Below are 19,187 nucleotides of genomic sequence, written 5' to 3'. Positions count from 1 at the left end.
AACTCAATTTACATGAAAAAATTACTACCCTTCTTTTTACTGATTGTATCTCTTTCAGTATTTTCTCAAGTACCTAGTTATTATAACGATGTTAACTTGAACCAAAGTAGCACAGCTTTAAAAGATGCTTTAGCTACAAAAATTATTAGCACACATGCTGTTAATTTATCCTATTCACCAGGTGTTTGGGACGCTTTAAAACAATCTGATTTAGACGCTGCAAACAACAGTAATGTTGTTTTAATTTATGGTTATAATGACTCTGACGGAAACTATGTCACTGACAGAACTCGTAGCAAAGATGCTAACGGTGGTTCTGCTGGAACGCAATGGAACAGAGAGCACGTATATCCGAAATCATTAGGGAATCCTAATTTAGGAACTTCAGGGGCTGGAGCAGATGTACACCATTTAAGACCTGCGGATATCTCTTTTAACTCACAAAGAAGTAGTAAAAAATTTGCAGCAGGATCTGGTAATGCTGGTAACTCTAACGGTGGATGGTATCCTGGTGACGAATGGAAAGGAGATGTTGCTCGTATGATGATGTACATGTATGTACGTTATGGAAACCAATGTTTGCCTAGTAATGTAGCTATCGGTTCTGCAAGTTCTTCTGACAATAATATGATTCAATTATTATTACAATGGAATGCTGAAGACCCTGTATCTAGTTTTGAAACACAAAGAAACCCTATATTACAAGGAATACAAGGAAATAGAAATCCGTTTATCGATAATCCTGCTTTTGCAACTCAAATTTGGGGAGGTCCACAAGCAGAAGATAAATTTGGTAACGGTGGCGGTTCTTCTGACACACAAGCACCAACAACTCCTACTAACTTAACTGCTTCAAATATTACGGAAACATCAACAGATTTATCTTGGTCTATTGCTACCGACAATGTTGCTGTTACTGGTTATGACATTTATAAAGGAACTACTAAAATAGCTACAAGCACTGCTAATTCGTACAATGTAACAGGTTTAAATGCTACTACTAACTATAGTTTTTCTGTAAAAGCAAGAGATGCAGCTAGTAATGTTTCAGCATCTAGTTCTACTGTAAATATTACTACAAGTGCTGGGAACACTTCTGGAGGCTCTGCTTCTGATTTATTAATTTCTGAATACGTTGAAGGTTCTTCTAACAACAAAGCCTTAGAAATTGCGAATTTCACCGGTACAACTATTAATTTAGCTGGCTATTCTCTAAAGAAAGCTTCTAACGGTGGTGGATGGACAAACACTGTAACCTTAAGCGGACAATTAGAAAACGGAAATGTATATGTAATTGCAAACAACAATGCTTCTACAACTATTAAAAACAAAGCACAATTAACAGAAACTAGTGTTAGTTCTTTTAACGGAAACGATGCTATTGGTTTATTTAAAGGAAGCTCACTTATCGATTTAATAGGAAACCCTAATAGCTCATCAACATTTGCACAAGACAAAACATTACAGAGAAAATCAACAGTTTCTTCTCCTAATGCAAGCTATACTACATCTGAGTGGAATATCCTTTCGAAAGATACTTTTAATGGCTTAGGAAATCATACAATTGATGGAGGAACTCCACCTGTTGACACTGCTGCTCCTTCTACTCCAAGTAACTTAACGGCTAGTAACATAACAGAAACCTTTGTAAACTTAAATTGGAATGCTGCTACAGACAATACTGCTGTGACAGGTTATGATGTTTATAAAGGCTCAGCTAAAATAGCTACAGTAACAACTACAAATTATTCAGTTAGTGGTTTAACAGCTGCTACGAATTACACTTTTTATGTAAAAGCTAAAGATGCTGCTGGTAATATTTCTACATCAAGTAATACTATTGGTGTAACCACTAAAAGTGTTGTGGTTAATTACTGCGCTTCTAAAGGTAATAATTCAAGCTATGAATATATTGATAATGTTGCTATAGGCGGAATTTCAAACGCTTCTTCTTCTAATAATGGTTATGGTGATTTTACATCTCAAACAGGTAATTTACCTTACGGAAACAATACTATAATTATTAGTGCAGGTTTTTCAGGCTCTTCTTATACTGAGTTTTGGAAAGTATGGATTGATTTTAATAAAAACGGTGTATTTGAAAGCAATGAAGAGGTAGTTAGTGGATCATCTTCTAGCTCAGCTAATTTATCAGCAAGTTTTACAGTACCTACTTCTGCTTTAACAGGAAAAACAAGAATGCGTGTTGCCATGAAATGGGATGCTGCTCCTACTGCTTGTGAAACTTTTGGTTATGGAGAAGTTGAAGACTACTCTGTAAATATTGGAGTAAGTGCAAAAGGTGGATACAATACGAATGTAATTGCTGAAGCAAAATTAGGTAATGAAACTGCTGTTTTTAATGCTATTCTTTCTCCAAACCCAACTACTAATTATTTAAAAATTGGAATGGCAGATAATAGAGATGCTAATTATACAATTGTTAATGTTATTGGTCAAAAAGTTTTAAACGGAAAAGTAAATCATTCAACTATTAATGTTTCTAATTTAGAAAACGGAATGTATATTCTTGAAATTAATGACGGACAAAGAGCTTTTACTAAAAAGTTTATTAAAAAATAACGATATCAAATTATAAGAAAAAGGGAAGCTAAATGCTTCCCTTTTTTATGCTTAAAAAATACAGGTTCTAAATATCGATTGTACTTTTAGATTTATCAGAAGCAAATACATATGTAAACAACCACATAAGTGTAAAAGTTGGTATCACATCTAAACCAGGCATTGCTTCTTCTACCAGAGTAACACCTGCTGCAATTTTACCTTTACCTCCTTTATACATTTTAGTCATTAAATACGCAGCAATCGGCGCCCATACTACATCTAGTAATTCACCTACACCAGGTATTATATATGATACAAGTCCTATTGCATCAAACAATAAACTTAACCCTAAGTTTTTATATTTATTTTTTTTATCCATTTATAAAAAATTAATTCTGTTTGTAACAAATCAAAATTCAAGCCAAAATTTTTGATTTTTAACTCTGTAAATTAATATGTTTGCTCTAAAATACTAAAAACGAATGATTTTCTCTGATTTCATAAGTCAATTAGAAGAATTTAAGAACAAACCTTTAGGAGGCTTGGCTTCTCAACTTAAACTTGCTCCAAAGTTAAGAACACAATTTCCTCAAGAATTAATAGACAGTAAAAAGCCAAAAAGAGCTGCTGTTTTGGCATTATTTTATCCTGATAAAAATAATGAAACACGGTTTTTATTAACACAAAGAGCAAAATATAAAGGAAAACATTCAGCTCAAATAAGTTTTCCGGGTGGTAAAACAGATAAAGATGACATCAACTTTAAAGCAACTGCTTTAAGGGAAACATTCGAAGAAGTAGGTGTTATTTCTGATGATATAAAAATTGTAAAGCAACTTTCTGATTCTTACATACCTCCTAGTAATTTTCTAGTTGCTCCGTTTATTGGCATAACCAAAAAACAACCACTTTTTACACCTAACTACGAGGTTGAAGGTATTATTGAAGTTTTAATGAGCGATTTATTAGATGAAAATAATTTAAGCTCTATTGAAATGGAAACTTCATATATGAAAAACATAGACGTACCGTGCTTTAAACTAAATGGTTATATCGTTTGGGGAGCTACAGCAATGATGCTTTCAGAAATTAAAGATTTATTTAAACAGTAATGTTTTCTATTTCTTTTGTAATTTAGCTCTTACACTAAAAAAATAATTACAAATGCCTTTATTTAAAAGGAATCCATTCGGACATATTTTATTCATAAAACGCTTTCTAATACAAGTTTTAGGCGTTATTTCTCATGGTCGTTATCGTAAATTTAATAATTTACAAATTGAAGGAATGGATATTCTTCGGAATCTTCCTGACAAAAATGTATTATTCATTTCTAACCATCAAACTTACTTTGCGGATGTAGCTTCTATGTTTCATGTATTTAATGCTGCTTTAAAAGGGCGTGATGATAATATTAGAAACGTAGGTTATTTATGGAACCCTAAATTAAACTTATATTATGTTGCTGCAGGTGAAACTATGAGATCAGGTATACTTCCTAAAATATTTGCATATGTAGGTTCAGTTTCTGTAGAAAGAACCTGGAGAAGTGAAGGAAAAGATGTTAAGAGACAGGTAAAAATGTCTGATATTTCAAACATAGGTAAAGCCTTAGACGATGGTTGGGTTATTACTTTTCCGCAAGGAACAACAACGCCTTTTAAACCTATTAGACGCGGTACAGCTCATATTATAAAAACGTACAACCCAATTGTTGTTCCTATTGTAATAGATGGTTTTAGACGTTCTTTTGATAAAAAAGGATTGTTAATTAAAAAACGAAATGTTTTACAATCAATGGTTATAAAAGAGCCTTTAAAGTTTGATCATGAAACTGAAGATGTAGCTAGTATTGTTGAAAAAATAGAATATGCTATAGAACAGCATCCATCATTTTTAAAAGTACTAACTCCAGAACAAATTAAACAAGAGCAAGAATACCGTGAAAAACGACGTTTTTGGGGAGCTGACTCTTACAAAGAAGAAGAGGAATAATTATAACATTACAATTTATGACTAAAAATAAATCAATCTTAAACGATAAATCAATCGATTTCTTAACTAAATATTTAAATAATGCTGCTCCAACTGGATATGAATGGGAAGGACAGAAAATTTGGATGGATTACCTTAAGCCTTATGTTGATGAATTTATTACAGATACTTACGGGTCGGCTGTTGGAGTAATTAATCCAGATGCTAAATACAAAGTAGTTATTGAAGGACATGCTGATGAAATCTCATGGTATGTAAACTATATTTCTGATGACGGATTAATTTACGTGATTCGTAACGGTGGTTCAGATCATCAAATAGCACCAAGTAAAATTGTTAATATTCATACTAAAAACGGCATCGTAAAAGGTGTTTTTGGATGGCCAGCAATTCATACTCGTAATAAAGCAAATGAAGAACCTCCAAAGCCTGACAATATTTTTATAGATACAGGTTGTGCTACTAAAAAAGAAGTTGAAAAATTAGGAGTGCATGTTGGTTGTGTAATTACGTATCCAGATGAATTTCATATTTTAAATGGAGACAAATTTGTGTGTCGTGCTTTAGATAACAGAATGGGTGGATTCATGATTGCTGAAGTTGCTCGTTTATTAAAAGAAAACAAAAAGGAATTACCTTTCGGATTATACATTACAAACTCTGTACAAGAAGAAATAGGTTTACGTGGTGCTGAAATGATTGCTCAAACAATCAAGCCAAATGTAGCAATCGTTACTGATGTTACCCACGATACGACTACACCTATGATCGAGGAAAAGAAAGCGGGACTTTTAGAAATAGGAAAAGGACCGGTAATTGCTTATGCTCCTGCTGTGCAACAAAAGTTACGTGATTTGATTATTGATGCTGCTGAGGCTAACAATATTCCTTTTCAACGTTCTGCATTATCAAGAGCTACCGGCACAGATACCGATGCTTTTGCATACAGTAACGGTGGTGTCGCTTCTGCGTTAATTTCTTTACCATTACGTTATATGCATACAACGGTTGAAATGGTTCATAGAGATGATGTTGAAAATGTAATTAAAATGATTTACGAAAGTTTATTAAAAATTGAAGACGGAGAAGATTTTTCATATTTTAAATAAGCTATAAGTTTTATTGCGAACGTAGCGAAGCAATCTCTACTTCAAAAAAGAGACTCCTTCTTCATGCTTCATCGGAATGACATCTTTATATCAAAAAAAACCTCGAAAACAATATGTTTTCGAGGTTTTTTATAGTTGTATAACTATACTATTTTACAGCTTCATTTCTTTTTGTTTTACGTCATTCTCTTTGCCTACAGATAACATATTTGCAAATAATTTATACGCTCCTGAAACTCCTACAGGTAATTCTCTAAAGAAACTTAAGCCGGTGTATATATAATTTCCTTTTCCGTATTTAGCAATTAATAAACTACCTTCTTTAGCTGTTTCTCCTTTATCATTCATTAATAATATCGGAGTGTACTCTTTACTCCATTGATTCGGAAAATACAATCCACGTTCTTGAACCCAACCTTTAAAATCAGCTTCAGTAACTTTATTCGGGTAATTTAAAATAGAATGTTCTTTGGCTAATAAAGTAACTTTTGCATCCTCATCTGTTACCCTGTCTCTCGATAATTTCAACTCAAACGGTGCTTTTACGTCTACTCTTCTATTCGTGTTATACTGTACAATCATATTTCCTCCTTTCTTTACAAATTCTAGCAAATATTTTTGCTTAAACTGTAATTCTGGCAAGGTATTATATGCACGAATTCCTAGAACAATAGCATCAAAATCTTGTAAATTTTTATCATTTATATCTTTAGGATTTATTTCTGTTACCTCATACCCTATTTGACGTAAACTCTCTGGAATTGCATCTCCTGAGCCTTGAATATAGCCTATTTTATCTCCTCTTTTTTTAATGTTTAAACGAACAAGCTTTGCTTGTGATGGTAATAAAATAGATTGTTTAGGAATGTGATCGTAATTAATTTCGATCAACTCTTTACTATATGTTTCGTTACCAATTGTTGCTATTGCCTTTAAAACTTCTTCTGATTGATTTTTTGGTGGCGTAACTTTAAAATATACTATTTGTTTATCTCCTTTTTGTTCGATATTAAAATCAGCTGTTTTAGGAGAAACCTGCCACCCATTAGGAACCTGTAAAGAAACACTTCCTATTACATTTTTATCTCCAGAACGAACCTCTAAAGACACTTTTTGAGAAACATCATCAGAAAAAATAATAACCTTACTTTTTAATTTAGTCGTTACTTTAGGCAACACCTCAAAAGGTTCATAAATTTCGCCTTTATCGCTTTTAGAATACCTGTAAACAACCGGAATTTTAAATGATATCGGTTCATTTTCAATAATCAAATTATAAACGATGTTAATAGGTCTTTCGCTTTCCGGATTTCCTATTAGTTTTTTGTTATCAACAGTATACATTCCTAAATCCCATGGTTTTGTTAACCAATAAGGAGATGAATAACCAATGTTTTTAATCGCAATATTTTCTTTAAAATTTTGCTTTACATTGGGTGCTAATGCTAAATTTTTAGCAATTATATTTTCGTTAGGTAATGTTTTAATAGATACTAATTCTATTGAATTAACACTTCTATTTAACGCTTCAAAATTAACTTCAAAATTACTATTTGACGTGGTGCTAGATTTGTTTGCAGAAGCTTCTAAATACAAACCTGCACTAGCTTTAATTACCTCTTGTAATTCTGTTGTTTTTATGTTTTTCCAATGTGCATCTTTTAAGTTCTGAACCAACTTATAAGCTTTCATTAATTCAGGTAAATGCTTTGAAGGATTTACAAAATCGAAATTCTTTTCAATTTCATATAAAATATCACCAATTTCGCCTCCGCCTTCTACTCTGTTCCACGTAGTATTTATACCAGAAAAAATATCTTTTTTATCCTTTGGAAAATCACCTTTTAAAAATTCAACATATTCGGTTTGACTTCCACGAGTTGTTAGACGACCAAAACCTTGACATAAGTGTTGGCTACTAGCCATAGATGCCAATTCGTTGTTTGACAAGCCTTTTAACGGATAATAAGCACCAATATCAAAACTTAGCATCTTGCTTTTATCTGCTTTATCGAACTTTTCTTGACTACCATAAAACCACCAAGAAGTGTTAAAAAATAAGCGTTGTGGTTGCCAAATACTGGTATTTTTAAGCTGACTAGCATATTTTGTTTTATCATTTGCTAAATCAAAAGCTTCCATACTTAAAATTGCCGATGAAGTATGATGACCATGTGTGGTACCTGGAGTTCTGTGATTAAAACGATTTATAATTACATCTGGCTTAAAAGTTCTGATAGCCCAAACTACATCTGCTAAGACTTCCTCTTTATTCCAAATTTTTAAAGTTTCATCCGGATGTTTAGAATACCCAAAATCGTTAGCTCTAGTAAAACGCTGTTCTCCTCCGTCGACTCTTCTGGCTGCTAATAACTCTTGCGTACGAATTACGCCTAATAATTCTCTCATTTCTGAGCCAATTAAATTCTGACCTCCATCACCACGAGTTAATGATAAATAACCTGTTCTTGCTTTTTCATGGTTTGATAAATAAGCGATTAAACGGGTATTTTCATCATCTGGATGCGCTGCAATATATAATGCAGAACCTAAAAAGTTTAATTTTTGAATTTTCTCAAAAATCTGATTAGAATTTAATTTTTGAGGTTTTTGAGCATTTATTGTCGTTGAAATACAAAAAATACCAATAATAGAAAGTGCTCTTTTAAACATTATAAAGATTTAATTGAACAACAAATGTACTTTTTTTAGTACTAAAAAAATTTATAATATGTTAATTGTATGCAAAAATTATAATTTAATAGTCCATTGAAAAAAGTATAGGAAATCCATAAGAAACATTCACTTTTTTACCATTATGTTTTCCTGGAATAAACTTTGGAAGGGTTTTTATGATCCTGATAGCTTCTTTTTCCAAAATATTATTACTTATTTCATTACTTGAAGCTTTAATGTTTATTACTTCTCCGCTAGTATTAATTATAAAATTAACTAAAACAGAGCCTTCAATATTATTTACTAATGCTTGTTCTGGGTACTTTAATTGAACTTTAATATGTTCAGCCATTCTTTGATTAAAAGAAATATTATTATTTGGCATTGGAAATGAAGGTACATTTGATACTTCCGCAAAAGAAACTGTTCTTTTAAAATTAGTTAAGTTAATATCTTCTTTAACTTTCAATTCTGATTGAATTAACTCGTTATTAACTTTATTCGCAACTAAAGCTATACTTTTCACACTGTTTCTAATTAACTTTTCTTTATTAGAAATAACTTTAGGCTCATTAATTAGCATTACAAGATTTTCTATTTCACTTTTAGCTACCTTAAGTATTGTTTTATTTAATGGATTTTTTACCCTATTACTAGATCTTCTTTTCTTTAAATATCTTTTGCTAAATGTTTTTGATGTTGTTTCTGAGTTTTGAATAACAGCTCTAGATGATTTGTTTTCACATTTTTTTACAGATATACTATTTAAATCTACGTAGTTCGACTCAACTTTGTCTTCACAAACTTACTGAGCGATAACTACTTGAGTAAAAAAGACTAATAATGCTAATGTTATATTTTTCATGCTAAAAAATTTACATTCATATATTATAAATGTATCAATAACACAAGCATCTTCAGTTTGTTTTTCGATAAACGATCTTATATGTATAGATGAAAACCTTTTTTAATGATTTAAAGCGTATTTTATTAAAAAACAATTATTTACTCTAAAAAGCAATCGTCTTTAAAGCCTATTAAATATAATTTATCTTGCGCTCTGGTAACTGCAGTATATAACCAACGTAAATACTCAACACTTGGTCCGTCAGGCAAATAAGGCTGCTCAATAAAAACGGTATTCCATTGTCCACCTTGTGATTTATGACAAGTCATCGCGTAAGAAAACTTTACCTGAAGCGCATTAAAGTATTTATTATTTTTTACGCCCATAAACTGCTTATATTTCGATTTTTCATCAGCAAAATCTTCTTTTACAGCTTGGTATAACTTATTTGATTCTTCATAGCTTAAAGAAGGACTTTCACTAGAAAGTGTATCTAAAAGTAATACTGTTTCAAAAGGACTCATATCAGGATAATCAATCATACGAACCTCTACTTCAGCAAATTTAAATCCGTATAATTCTTTTATATTACTAATTCGCATCACTTCACAGATATCACCATTTGCTATAAAACCTGCGGAAGAAGAGTCTTTTAACCAAAAGTAATTGTTCTTAACAATCATTACATAATCTCCTGTAGAAATCTCATTTTCTTGACCACGGATTTTAGTTCTAATTTGATCGTTGTATTGATTAGCTCTTTTATTTGATCGTACAATAAAAGCGGTATCTTCTACCCCAATATCACCATCGTACGCCTGTGTAATAGCATCCTGTATGTCGTAACTGTCTTCTAGCCTGATGATATCTAGATAATTTATATCAAACTTAAAGTCGGTAACATTATTTTGTATTAATAAACGTAAATCAGTTGCATTAGCTAATATTCCTGAATTTTGTTGCTGACGCACTACTTCATCTAACTCAATTTCGGTAACATCTTTATTAAAATCAAAAGAAAGTTTATCTGCCTCTAAAGCAGGGCTCATTGTTAATTTAACCGGTGGCAACTGTGCTGTATCTCCTATAAAAACAATTTTACAGTTTTTACCCGAGTACACAAAAGATATTAAATCATCTAATAAAGAGCCGTTTTCAAACAGTTTAGAGTTTTGACGAGCATCTGATATCATTGAAGCCTCATCAACTATAAAAACCGTGTTAATATGCTTATTAGGCTGCATCACAAAGCTAACACCCCCATTACCTTCTTTTTTAGGAAAGTAAATTTTTTTGTGTATTGTAAAGGCTTGCTTTTTAGAATAACCAGAAATTACTTTTGCTGCCCTACCTGTAGGTGCTAAAAGAACAGCCTTTTTACCGGCTTTCCATAAATTATTAACTACGGTACTAATTATCGTTGTTTTACCCGTACCGGCATATCCTTTTAATAAAAACAAAGCGTTGCTATTAGTGTCAAACAAAAAGTCTGTTAACTTATCTAATAACTCATTTTGCTTCTGAGTGGGTTGGTACGGAAATTTCTCGAGAATTTCTTTATAAAACTTAGGTGCTGATTCTATCATATTTTAAATAATAGCCAAAGATAAATGTATTTATAGATAAAAATTTTCATGATTGAAAAAAAATTGTAGATTTGCGTATATCATATATTAAAACAAAAAAAATGAATTTATTATTAATGATTTTAGCAGCTGTTGTAGTTGCAATTCTTTTAGCTGTAATTATAGTTAAGTTTGTGCCATTGAAAATGAGATGGTTAGTCTCTATTTTATTATTAGCAGCTACTGTTCTCTTAGTGGTTAAAATTTATGGAGGTATCATGGAACCTATTCATTTTGCTAAAGAAAAAGAAGTACGTTTTGCTAAGGTTATTAAGAATTTAAAATTAATTCGTGATGCTGAAGTTAAATATAAAGAGGTTTATAGAACTTATACTAACAGTAAAGATTCTTTAATTAACTTTATTGAAAACGGTCAATTAGCTTTAATTGAAACTAAAAACATCGAAGAGAAAGTTGATAGAGGTGGTGGTATTTTTATTACTGTTTCTAAAAAACAAGTTGATACTATAGGGTACGAACCTGTAGCAAAATATTTTGAAGGTGAAGACTATAAAGGTATGTTTAATGTTCCTGGAACAGACAAGCAGTTTGAAATAGCTACTGGTGAAGTTGAAAAAGTTGCCGGATTATTAGTTCCTGTTTTTGAAGTTAAAGCAGATAAAACAGCTATCTTAAAAGGTATGAGTACTTCTTTAGTGAAACAAGAATTAGAAGCTTTAGAAACTGATCAAATTAAAGGTGCTTATGTTTCTGTTGGTTCTTTAGATGAAGTAACTACTGGTGGTAACTGGCCTCCTTCTTACGATAAAGGTGAAGCCGTTGTTAAAGAAGACTAAAAAAACTAGCGTAATAACGCAAAATAAAAATCTATCCATCCAATTTAGTTTGGATGGATTTTCTTTTTGTATCTCTAATTCAGATACAAGAGAAACAATTTTATTTACCGAATATATATTTGAGGCTTCATTGACTTCTCCTGAATATTTATTAGATAAAGTTATTAGTATTTTTGCTACTGATAAAGATTTACAGCAAGACTTTAAAAGTGTATTTGCTATTCATCAAAATAACTTAGCAACACTTGTACCCAACGAATATTTTGATAGAAGTTATTTAGAATCTTATTTAAAATACACCGTTAAAACCTTAACAACAGATTTTATTACATATGATGCTTTAGATATGATGGAAGCCAATACGGTATACATTCCTTATGTAAACATCAATAATTATCTGTTTCAAAATTTCGGAGAATTCGAATATAAACATCACTCAACTATTTTAATAGATAAGTTATTAAACTACTCTAAAGAAGATTCTGAAAAACAATTTTTCGTACACGTATCTCCTAATCAATTAGATATTGTTGTTTGCCAGCAAGGCATTTTAATTTTACATAATTCATTTTCTTACGCTACAAAAGAAGATTTTTTATATTACATTTTATTTGTAGCAGAACAATTACAAATGGATCCTGATAAATTTCAATTAACTTTCTTAGGTAATATTGAAAAACAGTCAGACCTTTATACGATTACCTTTAATTACGTACGTAATATTCATTTTTTAAAACCTATCTTAAACTTTTTTACAGATAGTGAAGAGTTTTCTAATCATTCTAATTTCATCTTAGTACACTAATGAGAATTATATCAGGAAAGTATAAAAGCAGACGACTTTCTGCTCCGAAAAAATTACCTGTTCGTCCTACGACCGACATGGCTAAAGAATCGTTATTTAACATCTTAAACAACAATTATTATTTTGATAGTATCGCTGTATTAGATCTTTTTGCAGGTACTGGTAATATCAGTTATGAGTTTGCTTCTCGCGGAACCTTAACAATACACGCTGTTGATGCTCATTTTGGCTGTATAAAATTCATTAACGAAACCGCTAAAGAGTTAGATTTTGATATAAGCACCTACAAAAGCGATGTATATAAGTTTTTAGAAAAAACAACTATAAAATCGGATGTTATTTTTGCAGATCCTCCATATGACTTTGAAGAAGAGCAGTTTTTAAAAATTGCTGATCTTGTTTTTGATCGTCAACTTTTAAGTGAAGAAGGAACTTTAATTATAGAACACTCTAAACACACCGATTTAACAAAACATCCAAAACATAGTTACGACAAACGTTACGGTGGTAATGTTTTTAGTTTTTTTGAAACAGAAACAGAAGAGTAAACATAAAAAAAGGAAGCTAATTAATTAGCTTCCTTTTTTTATGTGATAATATATCTATTAAGAATACATTTTCTTTCTTAATTCCTTAACCTTAGGATCAGATAAATAATCATCGAAAGTTGCGTATTTATCAATCACTCCTTTTGGTGTTATTTCAATAACTCGGTTTGCTACTGTTTGTGCAAACTCGTGATCATGAGTAGAAAACAATATGGTTCCTTTAAAGTTAATTAAAGAGTTGTTTAATGATTGAATAGATTCTAAATCTAAGTGGTTTGTTGGTTCATCTAATAAAAGAATATTAGCTCTTGTCATCATCATACGAGACAACATACAACGAACTTTTTCTCCTCCAGAAAGCACATTACTTTTCTTTAATGCTTCCTCTCCTGAAAAAATCATTTTACCTAAAAACCCTCTTAAAAACACTTCTTCTCTTTCCTCTTCTGTCTGTGCATACTGACGTAACCAATCTACTAAATCTAATTCGCCGTTTTGAAAAAATGATGAATTATCTGCTGGCAAATAAGATTGTGTCGTTGTTACTCCCCAATTATACTTTCCTGAGTCTGCTTCTTCATTTCCTGAAATAATTTCATAAAAAGTAGATACTGCTTTAGAATTCTTTGAAATAATTGCAACTTTATCTCCTTTGTTTAAGTTAATGTCAACATTGGCAAATAATGGACTTCCTTCAAAGTTTTTAGTTAATCCTTCTATATTTAATATCTGATCTCCTGCCTCTCTATCTCTATCAAATATAATAGCTGGGTAGCGACGACTAGAAGGTTTAATTTCATCAACATTTAACTTATCTATCATCTTCTTACGAGAAGTAGCTTGTTTAGATTTTGCCATGTTTGCAGAAAAACGACGAATAAATTCTTCTAATTCCTTCTTCTTATCTTCTGCCTTTTTATTTTGTTGTGCTCTTTGTTTCGCTGCTAACTGACTAGATTCATACCAGAAAGTATAGTTACCTGAAAAGTGATTTATTTTTGCAAAATCGATATCAGAAATATGTGTACAAACAGCATCTAAAAAGTGACGGTCATGCGATACAACGATTACCGTATTATCAAAATTAGCTAAAAAATTTTCTAACCAAGCAATTGTTTCAAAATCTAAATCGTTGGTAGGTTCATCCATTATCAGCACATCCGGGTTACCAAATAATGCTTGAGCTAATAAGATACGTACTTTCTTTTTAGATTCTAAATCTGCCAATAAAGTATAATGATCTTCTTCTTTAATACCTAAATTCGATAATAAAGTTGCAGCAGCAGCATCGGCATTCCAACCATCCATTTCTTCAAAACGAACTTGTAACTCCCCTATTTTTTCTGCATTTTCATCAGTATAATCTGCATATAAAGCATCTATTTCTGTCTTAATTTTATGCAACTCTTTATTCCCCATTAAAACAGCTTCTAAAGTAGTATACTCATCAAAAGCATAGTGATCTTGAGTTAAAACCGACATTCTTTTACCTGATTCTAAATGAACCTGACCAGATGTTGGTTCTTGCACTCCTGATATTATCTTTAAAAAAGTAGATTTCCCTGCTCCGTTTGCTCCGATAACACCGTAGCAATTTCCTTGAGTAAACTTTGTGTTTACTTCATCAAATAAAATACGCTTACCAAACTGAACTGATAAATTAGATACTGATAACATTTATGACTTTTTAAATTGGCTGCAAAAGTATAAAATATACTGACTTAAAAAGAATTTGCAAGGATAAATTTAACATCATACTTTTGGCGCTTTTAATTCTTTTAACAGCTAATTAACAACTAGATTATACAGAGATGTTTATTTTTGAGCATTATTTCTTTATAAAGAGAAAAACAAGATATGATTAAGTATTTAATACCTTTTATATTAATTTTATTCATTGGTTGTAATGAATCGGAAACCCCAAAAAACACTTATTTTGGAGGTAAGATTATAAACCCAAAATCTAGCTATGTAACTTTATCTGATAATTATGGTTTTAACGACACTATTTATTTGAAAAAAGACAATAGCTTTTTAGGCACTTTTAAAAAGTTTAAAGATGGATTATACATGTTTGGTCACGGGCCAGAACATCAATATGTATATCTAGAGGCTAATGACAGTTTGCTTTTTAGGTTAAATACTTGGAGCTTTGATGAGTCGCTTGTTTTTAGCGGTAAAAACGCCGAAAGAAATAACATCTTAATAGAATCATTCTTACAAACAGAAATAGATGATAAATATTTTTCTAAACATCAGAACCTAATACAAGAAAATTTTATAAAAAAAGCAGATTCTATAAAAAGAGTTAAGGAGAATATTATTAACACTTACAAAAACAATACAGATGATGTTTCTAGTGATTTTTTAGAAATACTAAACATTACGATGCTGTATCCTATTTATACCAATTTAGAAGAATATGCTATTTATAATTATAATAATAAAAAGTCTATTCCTTTAATTGATTCTTATTTTGATTATCGCAATAACATCAACACTAAGAAAGACTCTTTAATTTTTTACGAACCATATTATAAATATATGATGGATAAGTTATACAATGATGTATATCTTAAGAAAGAAAAATCAGAAAACTTTACTGTTGATTTACTTTATAGCATAGACGCAAATATTACTTCAGAAGAAATAAAAAACAAGTTACTATATAACACCGTTATGCGTCGCTTTTTTAAAGAGCCTAGTCAAAAAAATAACGACCAAGCATTTTTTACTTTCTTTAAATTAAATACTAGTATTGATCAGAAAAAAAATGTACAACGCTTAATTAACGATCTAAAATTATTAAACACAGGTGATAAATTACCTTCATTTAATTTAGTGAACGCTAAAGGAGAAGAAAAGAATATTTCTAAAATAGTAAGTAACAAGAATACTGTTATTTTATTTAAAGACTACAAACATGCATCTGATGAATGGATTGCTTCTCGTACTAATTACCTTATAAGAAACAACCCAGATGTTAATTTTGTTGTAGTTAATTTATGTACATCATCTAAAAGATATACCAAAAACATAGATATTAAACACCAATACACATTACCCAAAAAAAGCAGCTTGTGTGAGTTTTCTACTAGCAAGTTTCCGCGTGTTGTTTTAATTGATAGTAAAGGTATTATAACAAACGGATACACTAGTTTATCATCAAAAAGAATTAATGTAGAAGTGGGTAATTTACAAAAAAACAAATAATCTTCTATAATCTATTTAATTTATCATACCTTTGCGGGATTTTATTTTCGAAATAAAATGAAATTTAGATTATTAACTACCAGATTATTAGCCATATAATCTATTGTCCAAATTAAGAATCAGGTTTACAGATACTGGCGTCTGTGAATCTAAAAAGAACACAGACGTATATATGTCAACATTTTTAGATTTAGGTTTAAAAGAGCCTATCAACAAAGCATTAACAGATTTAGGTTACGAAAAGCCTACTGTAATTCAAGAAAAAGCAATTCCACAAATTATTTCATCTACGGCAGATTTAAAAGCATTCGCCCAAACAGGTACAGGAAAAACAGCTGCTTTTAGTTTACCAATTATCGAGCAAATAGACTACTCAGATAAAAACACACAAGCTATTATCTTATCTCCTACTCGTGAACTTGCAGTTCAGATAGGAAACAACATTAAAGAATTCGCTAAATACATACCAGACTTAAAAGTGGTTACTGTATATGGTGGTTCTAATATCGAAGAGCAAATTAGAGGTTTAAAAAGAGGTGCACAAATAGTTGTGGGAACGCCTGGTAGAACTGTCGATTTAATAAATCGTAGAGCTTTAAGATTAGGAAACGTAAAATGGTTAGTTTTAGATGAAGCAGATGAAATGCTTAACATGGGGTTCAAAGACGAACTTGATAAAGTATTAGACGCAACTCCTGAAACAAAACAAACTTTATTATTTTCAGCAACTTTTCCTAGAGAAGTAGAAGCTATTGCTAGAAATTATATGGATAATCCTGTTGAAATTACATCAGGAGAAAAAAATCAAGGTTCAGATAACGTTACTCACGAATACTATGTAGTAAACGAAAGAACTCGATACCAAGCATTAAAAAGAATTGCAGATGTAAATACTGATATTTACGCAATTATTTTCTGTAGAACAAGAAGAGAAACACAAGAAGTAGCCAATAACTTAATAAAAGATGGTTATAGCGCAGATTCTTTACATGGAGATTTATCTCAACAACAAAGAGATAGCGTTATGGGTAAATTCCGTAAGAAAACTATCCAAATTTTAGTTGCAACTGATGTTGCTGCTCGTGGAATTGATGTTAACGATTTAACACACGTTATTAACCATAAATTACCAGACCAAATAGAAAACTACAATCACCGTAGTGGTAGAACAGGTAGAGCTGGTAGTAAAGGTATCTCTGTAGTATTAGTAAATAACAAAGAGAAAGGTAGATTACGTTCTATTGAGCGTATCATCAAAAAGAAATTTGAATCTAAAAAAGTACCTACAGGTAAAGAAATTTGCCAAAATCAATTAATGCACTTAATTGAAAAGGTTAAAGCTACTGAAGTTAATACGGAACAAATTGAAGAATTCTTACCTAGTATCTATGAAAAATTAGAAGATTTATCTAGAGAAGAATTAGTTCAGAAATTCGTTTCATTAGAATTCAATAAATTTTTATCTTACTACAACAAGTCTGACGATTTAAACGATGTTTCTAATAGAGATAGTTCTAGAGCTAGATCTAATGATGAAAACATGACTCGTTTCTTTATCAACTTAGGTAGAAAAGACAAATTAAATCCTGCTGCATTAATCGGATTAATAAACGATCAAAAAATTGCAGATAAAATAGAAATCGGAGCGATTGATATTTTAGATACTTTCTCTTTCTTTGAAATTGATAAAAACTTTGAAAAAGAAACATTAGATGCTTTTGGAGCAAATGACGCTGACTTTAACGGACGTACTGTAAATATTGAAATTACTAAATCTAATCGCGGTGGCGGTGGAGGCGGAAGAAAACCTCGTGGTGGCGGTGGTGGATTCAGTGGCAAAAGAAGAAGCGGTGGAAATGATAGAGGACCAAGAAGCTCTAGTAGAAGAAGTGATTCTAGTAGAGGGGAATCTTCTAACAGAAGCGATTCTAGAAGACGTAGTAGCGATAGTAGTTCTTCTCCAAGAAGAAGCAGTGGTGACGGTAATGCTTCTGCTGGTTTTGGAAGAAAGCGTAAAAGAGACTAAGCAAAGAATCTTATATATTAAAAAAGCAACTCATTATGAGTTGCTTTTTTTTGCTTAAGTTTTAATAAAAATTATTGATCTCCTAAAATAATTGGCATTCCGCTTTTACCTGCTCCAATCAATACCACTTTACTGTTTGTTGACTGAGATAACTTTAAAGTAGCTTCAATACCTTTATCCTGTAAGATTTTATCAGTTAAAGAAGCACTTAAAATTTTATTTGCATCAGCTTTACCCTTTGCTTCAATAATCTGTTTCTCTGCTTCTTTTTGGGCAGTAACTAATCTAAATTCATACTCTAAAGATTCTTGTTCTTGCTTTAACTTACGTTCAATAGCAGTTTTAATTGTAGGAGGCAATGTTACATCTCTTACCAAAACTTCGTTTAATTGAATGTACTGCTTGTCTAAAATCTTTTTTGTTTCATCAAAAATTTCAGTTTGAATTATATCTCTTTTACTAGAATATAATTGCTCAGGTGTATAACGACCAACAACACTACGAGCTGCCGAACGAATAGCTGGCTGTATAACTCTAGAAACATAATTCTCTCCTTTTTCTTGATGTAGAGAACCTATTTTATCAGATTGTGGTTGAAACCAAATAGAAGCTTCTAATTGAATTTCTAATCCGTTTGATGATAAAACTTGCATTTTTTCATATATTTCTTGTTGACGCACTTCGTAAATAAAAACTTTGTTCCAAGGCGATACAATCTGAAACCCCTCACCCATTGGTGGTTCGTCTGTTACTACTCCGCCTCCAAAAGTTCTATACAAAACACCTGCTTGACCTGATTTAATAGTTACGGTTGCTTTTGTAAAAGCAATAATTACGATTACTGCTAAAACACCTAAAAGAATACCGCCTTTTGGTAATTGTAAATCTAATTGTCTATTGTTACTCATTTCTATGATTAAAATTTATAATTATTATATTCAAATGTACAGAATTAATCACAATTACCTTAATATAGTCTGA

The 19,187-nt window shown here is 31.1% G+C and carries 15 protein-coding genes; 9 read left to right on the top strand and 6 right to left on the bottom strand.

What is annotated here, in order from left to right:
- Positions 1–12: 12 nt before the first annotated feature.
- On the top strand, positions 13–2,583 hold the full coding sequence (locus H0I30_RS01050) for an endonuclease (protein ID WP_218772465.1): 2,571 nt from the start codon (positions 13–15) through the stop codon (positions 2,581–2,583).
- A 67-nt stretch (positions 2,584–2,650) separates the two neighbouring features.
- Here H0I30_RS01050 and H0I30_RS01045 read toward each other — a convergent pair whose 3' ends face one another.
- Complete coding sequence (locus H0I30_RS01045) at positions 2,651–2,944, bottom strand: hypothetical protein (protein WP_218772464.1); 294 nt, start codon at positions 2,942–2,944, stop codon at positions 2,651–2,653.
- Positions 2,945–3,047: 103 nt separating this feature from the next.
- Between H0I30_RS01045 and H0I30_RS01040 the strand changes: the two genes are divergently transcribed.
- The 3 genes from H0I30_RS01040 to H0I30_RS01030 are packed head-to-tail and all read left to right on the top strand — an operon-like array spanning position 3,048 to position 5,669.
- Positions 3,048–3,677: a CoA pyrophosphatase gene (locus H0I30_RS01040; protein ID WP_218772463.1), complete on the top strand. Its 630-nt coding sequence runs from the start codon at positions 3,048–3,050 to the stop codon at positions 3,675–3,677.
- Positions 3,678–3,729: 52 nt separating this feature from the next.
- Positions 3,730–4,560, top strand: coding sequence for a 1-acyl-sn-glycerol-3-phosphate acyltransferase (locus H0I30_RS01035; RefSeq protein WP_218772462.1), 831 nt, complete (start codon positions 3,730–3,732; stop codon positions 4,558–4,560).
- Positions 4,561–4,577: 17 nt separating this feature from the next.
- Positions 4,578–5,669 (top strand): M42 family metallopeptidase, encoded by a 1,092-nt coding sequence (locus H0I30_RS01030; protein WP_218772461.1) that lies wholly within the window; start codon positions 4,578–4,580, stop codon positions 5,667–5,669.
- Between the two features lie 153 nt (positions 5,670–5,822).
- On the opposite strand, the gene H0I30_RS01025 is transcribed toward H0I30_RS01030, so the two are convergent.
- The 3 genes from H0I30_RS01025 to H0I30_RS01015 form a co-directional block, all read right to left on the bottom strand.
- On the bottom strand, positions 5,823–8,342 hold the full coding sequence (locus H0I30_RS01025) for a PIG-L family deacetylase (protein ID WP_218772460.1): 2,520 nt from the start codon (positions 8,340–8,342) through the stop codon (positions 5,823–5,825).
- 85 nt (positions 8,343–8,427) lie between these two features.
- Positions 8,428–8,928 carry an energy transducer TonB gene (locus tag H0I30_RS01020; RefSeq protein WP_218772459.1) on the bottom strand — a complete coding sequence of 167 codons (501 nt, stop codon included), beginning with the start codon at positions 8,926–8,928 and terminating at the stop codon, positions 8,428–8,430.
- Between the two features lie 422 nt (positions 8,929–9,350).
- Entirely contained in the window at positions 9,351–10,778 is a 1,428-nt protein-coding gene (locus tag H0I30_RS01015; protein ID WP_218772458.1) for an ATP-dependent RecD-like DNA helicase, read from the bottom strand.
- Positions 10,779–10,879: 101 nt separating this feature from the next.
- Between H0I30_RS01015 and H0I30_RS01010 the strand changes: the two genes are divergently transcribed.
- Genes H0I30_RS01010 through H0I30_RS01000 form a run of 3 tightly spaced genes read left to right on the top strand, consistent with a single transcriptional unit; the run spans position 10,880 to position 12,967 of the window.
- A complete protein-coding gene (locus H0I30_RS01010) occupies positions 10,880–11,614 on the top strand; it encodes a hypothetical protein (protein WP_218772457.1) in 735 nt (244 codons plus the stop codon).
- Positions 11,559–12,419, top strand: a complete 861-nt coding sequence (locus tag H0I30_RS01005) for a DUF3822 family protein (protein WP_370624106.1) — start codon at positions 11,559–11,561, stop codon at positions 12,417–12,419. Before H0I30_RS01010 ends, H0I30_RS01005 begins: the two co-directional genes overlap by 56 nt.
- A complete protein-coding gene (locus tag H0I30_RS01000; protein WP_218772455.1) occupies positions 12,419–12,967 on the top strand; it encodes an RsmD family RNA methyltransferase in 549 nt (182 codons plus the stop codon). Before H0I30_RS01005 ends, H0I30_RS01000 begins: the two co-directional genes overlap by 1 nt.
- A 57-nt stretch (positions 12,968–13,024) precedes the next feature.
- On the opposite strand, the gene H0I30_RS00995 is transcribed toward H0I30_RS01000, so the two are convergent.
- Positions 13,025–14,644, bottom strand: a complete 1,620-nt coding sequence (locus H0I30_RS00995; RefSeq protein ID WP_218772454.1) for an ABC-F family ATP-binding cassette domain-containing protein — start codon at positions 14,642–14,644, stop codon at positions 13,025–13,027.
- Between the two features lie 180 nt (positions 14,645–14,824).
- Between H0I30_RS00995 and H0I30_RS00990 the strand changes: the two genes are divergently transcribed.
- Positions 14,825–16,180: a hypothetical protein gene (locus tag H0I30_RS00990; protein WP_218772453.1), complete on the top strand. Its 1,356-nt coding sequence runs from the start codon at positions 14,825–14,827 to the stop codon at positions 16,178–16,180.
- A gap of 172 nt (positions 16,181–16,352) precedes the next feature.
- Complete coding sequence (locus H0I30_RS00985; protein WP_218772452.1) at positions 16,353–18,206, top strand: DEAD/DEAH box helicase; 1,854 nt, start codon at positions 16,353–16,355, stop codon at positions 18,204–18,206.
- A gap of 71 nt (positions 18,207–18,277) precedes the next feature.
- On the opposite strand, the gene H0I30_RS00980 is transcribed toward H0I30_RS00985, so the two are convergent.
- Positions 18,278–19,114: a prohibitin family protein gene (locus tag H0I30_RS00980; RefSeq protein WP_218772451.1), complete on the bottom strand. Its 837-nt coding sequence runs from the start codon at positions 19,112–19,114 to the stop codon at positions 18,278–18,280.
- Positions 19,115–19,187 lie beyond the last annotated feature (73 nt).

This window comes from Tenacibaculum sp. AHE14PA (genome assembly GCF_019278465.1).
GTDB classification, from domain to species: domain Bacteria; phylum Bacteroidota; class Bacteroidia; order Flavobacteriales; family Flavobacteriaceae; genus Polaribacter; species Polaribacter bernardetii.
Note: the sequence above shows the minus strand (reverse complement) of the source record. Positions and strands in the feature narration are given on the sequence as shown.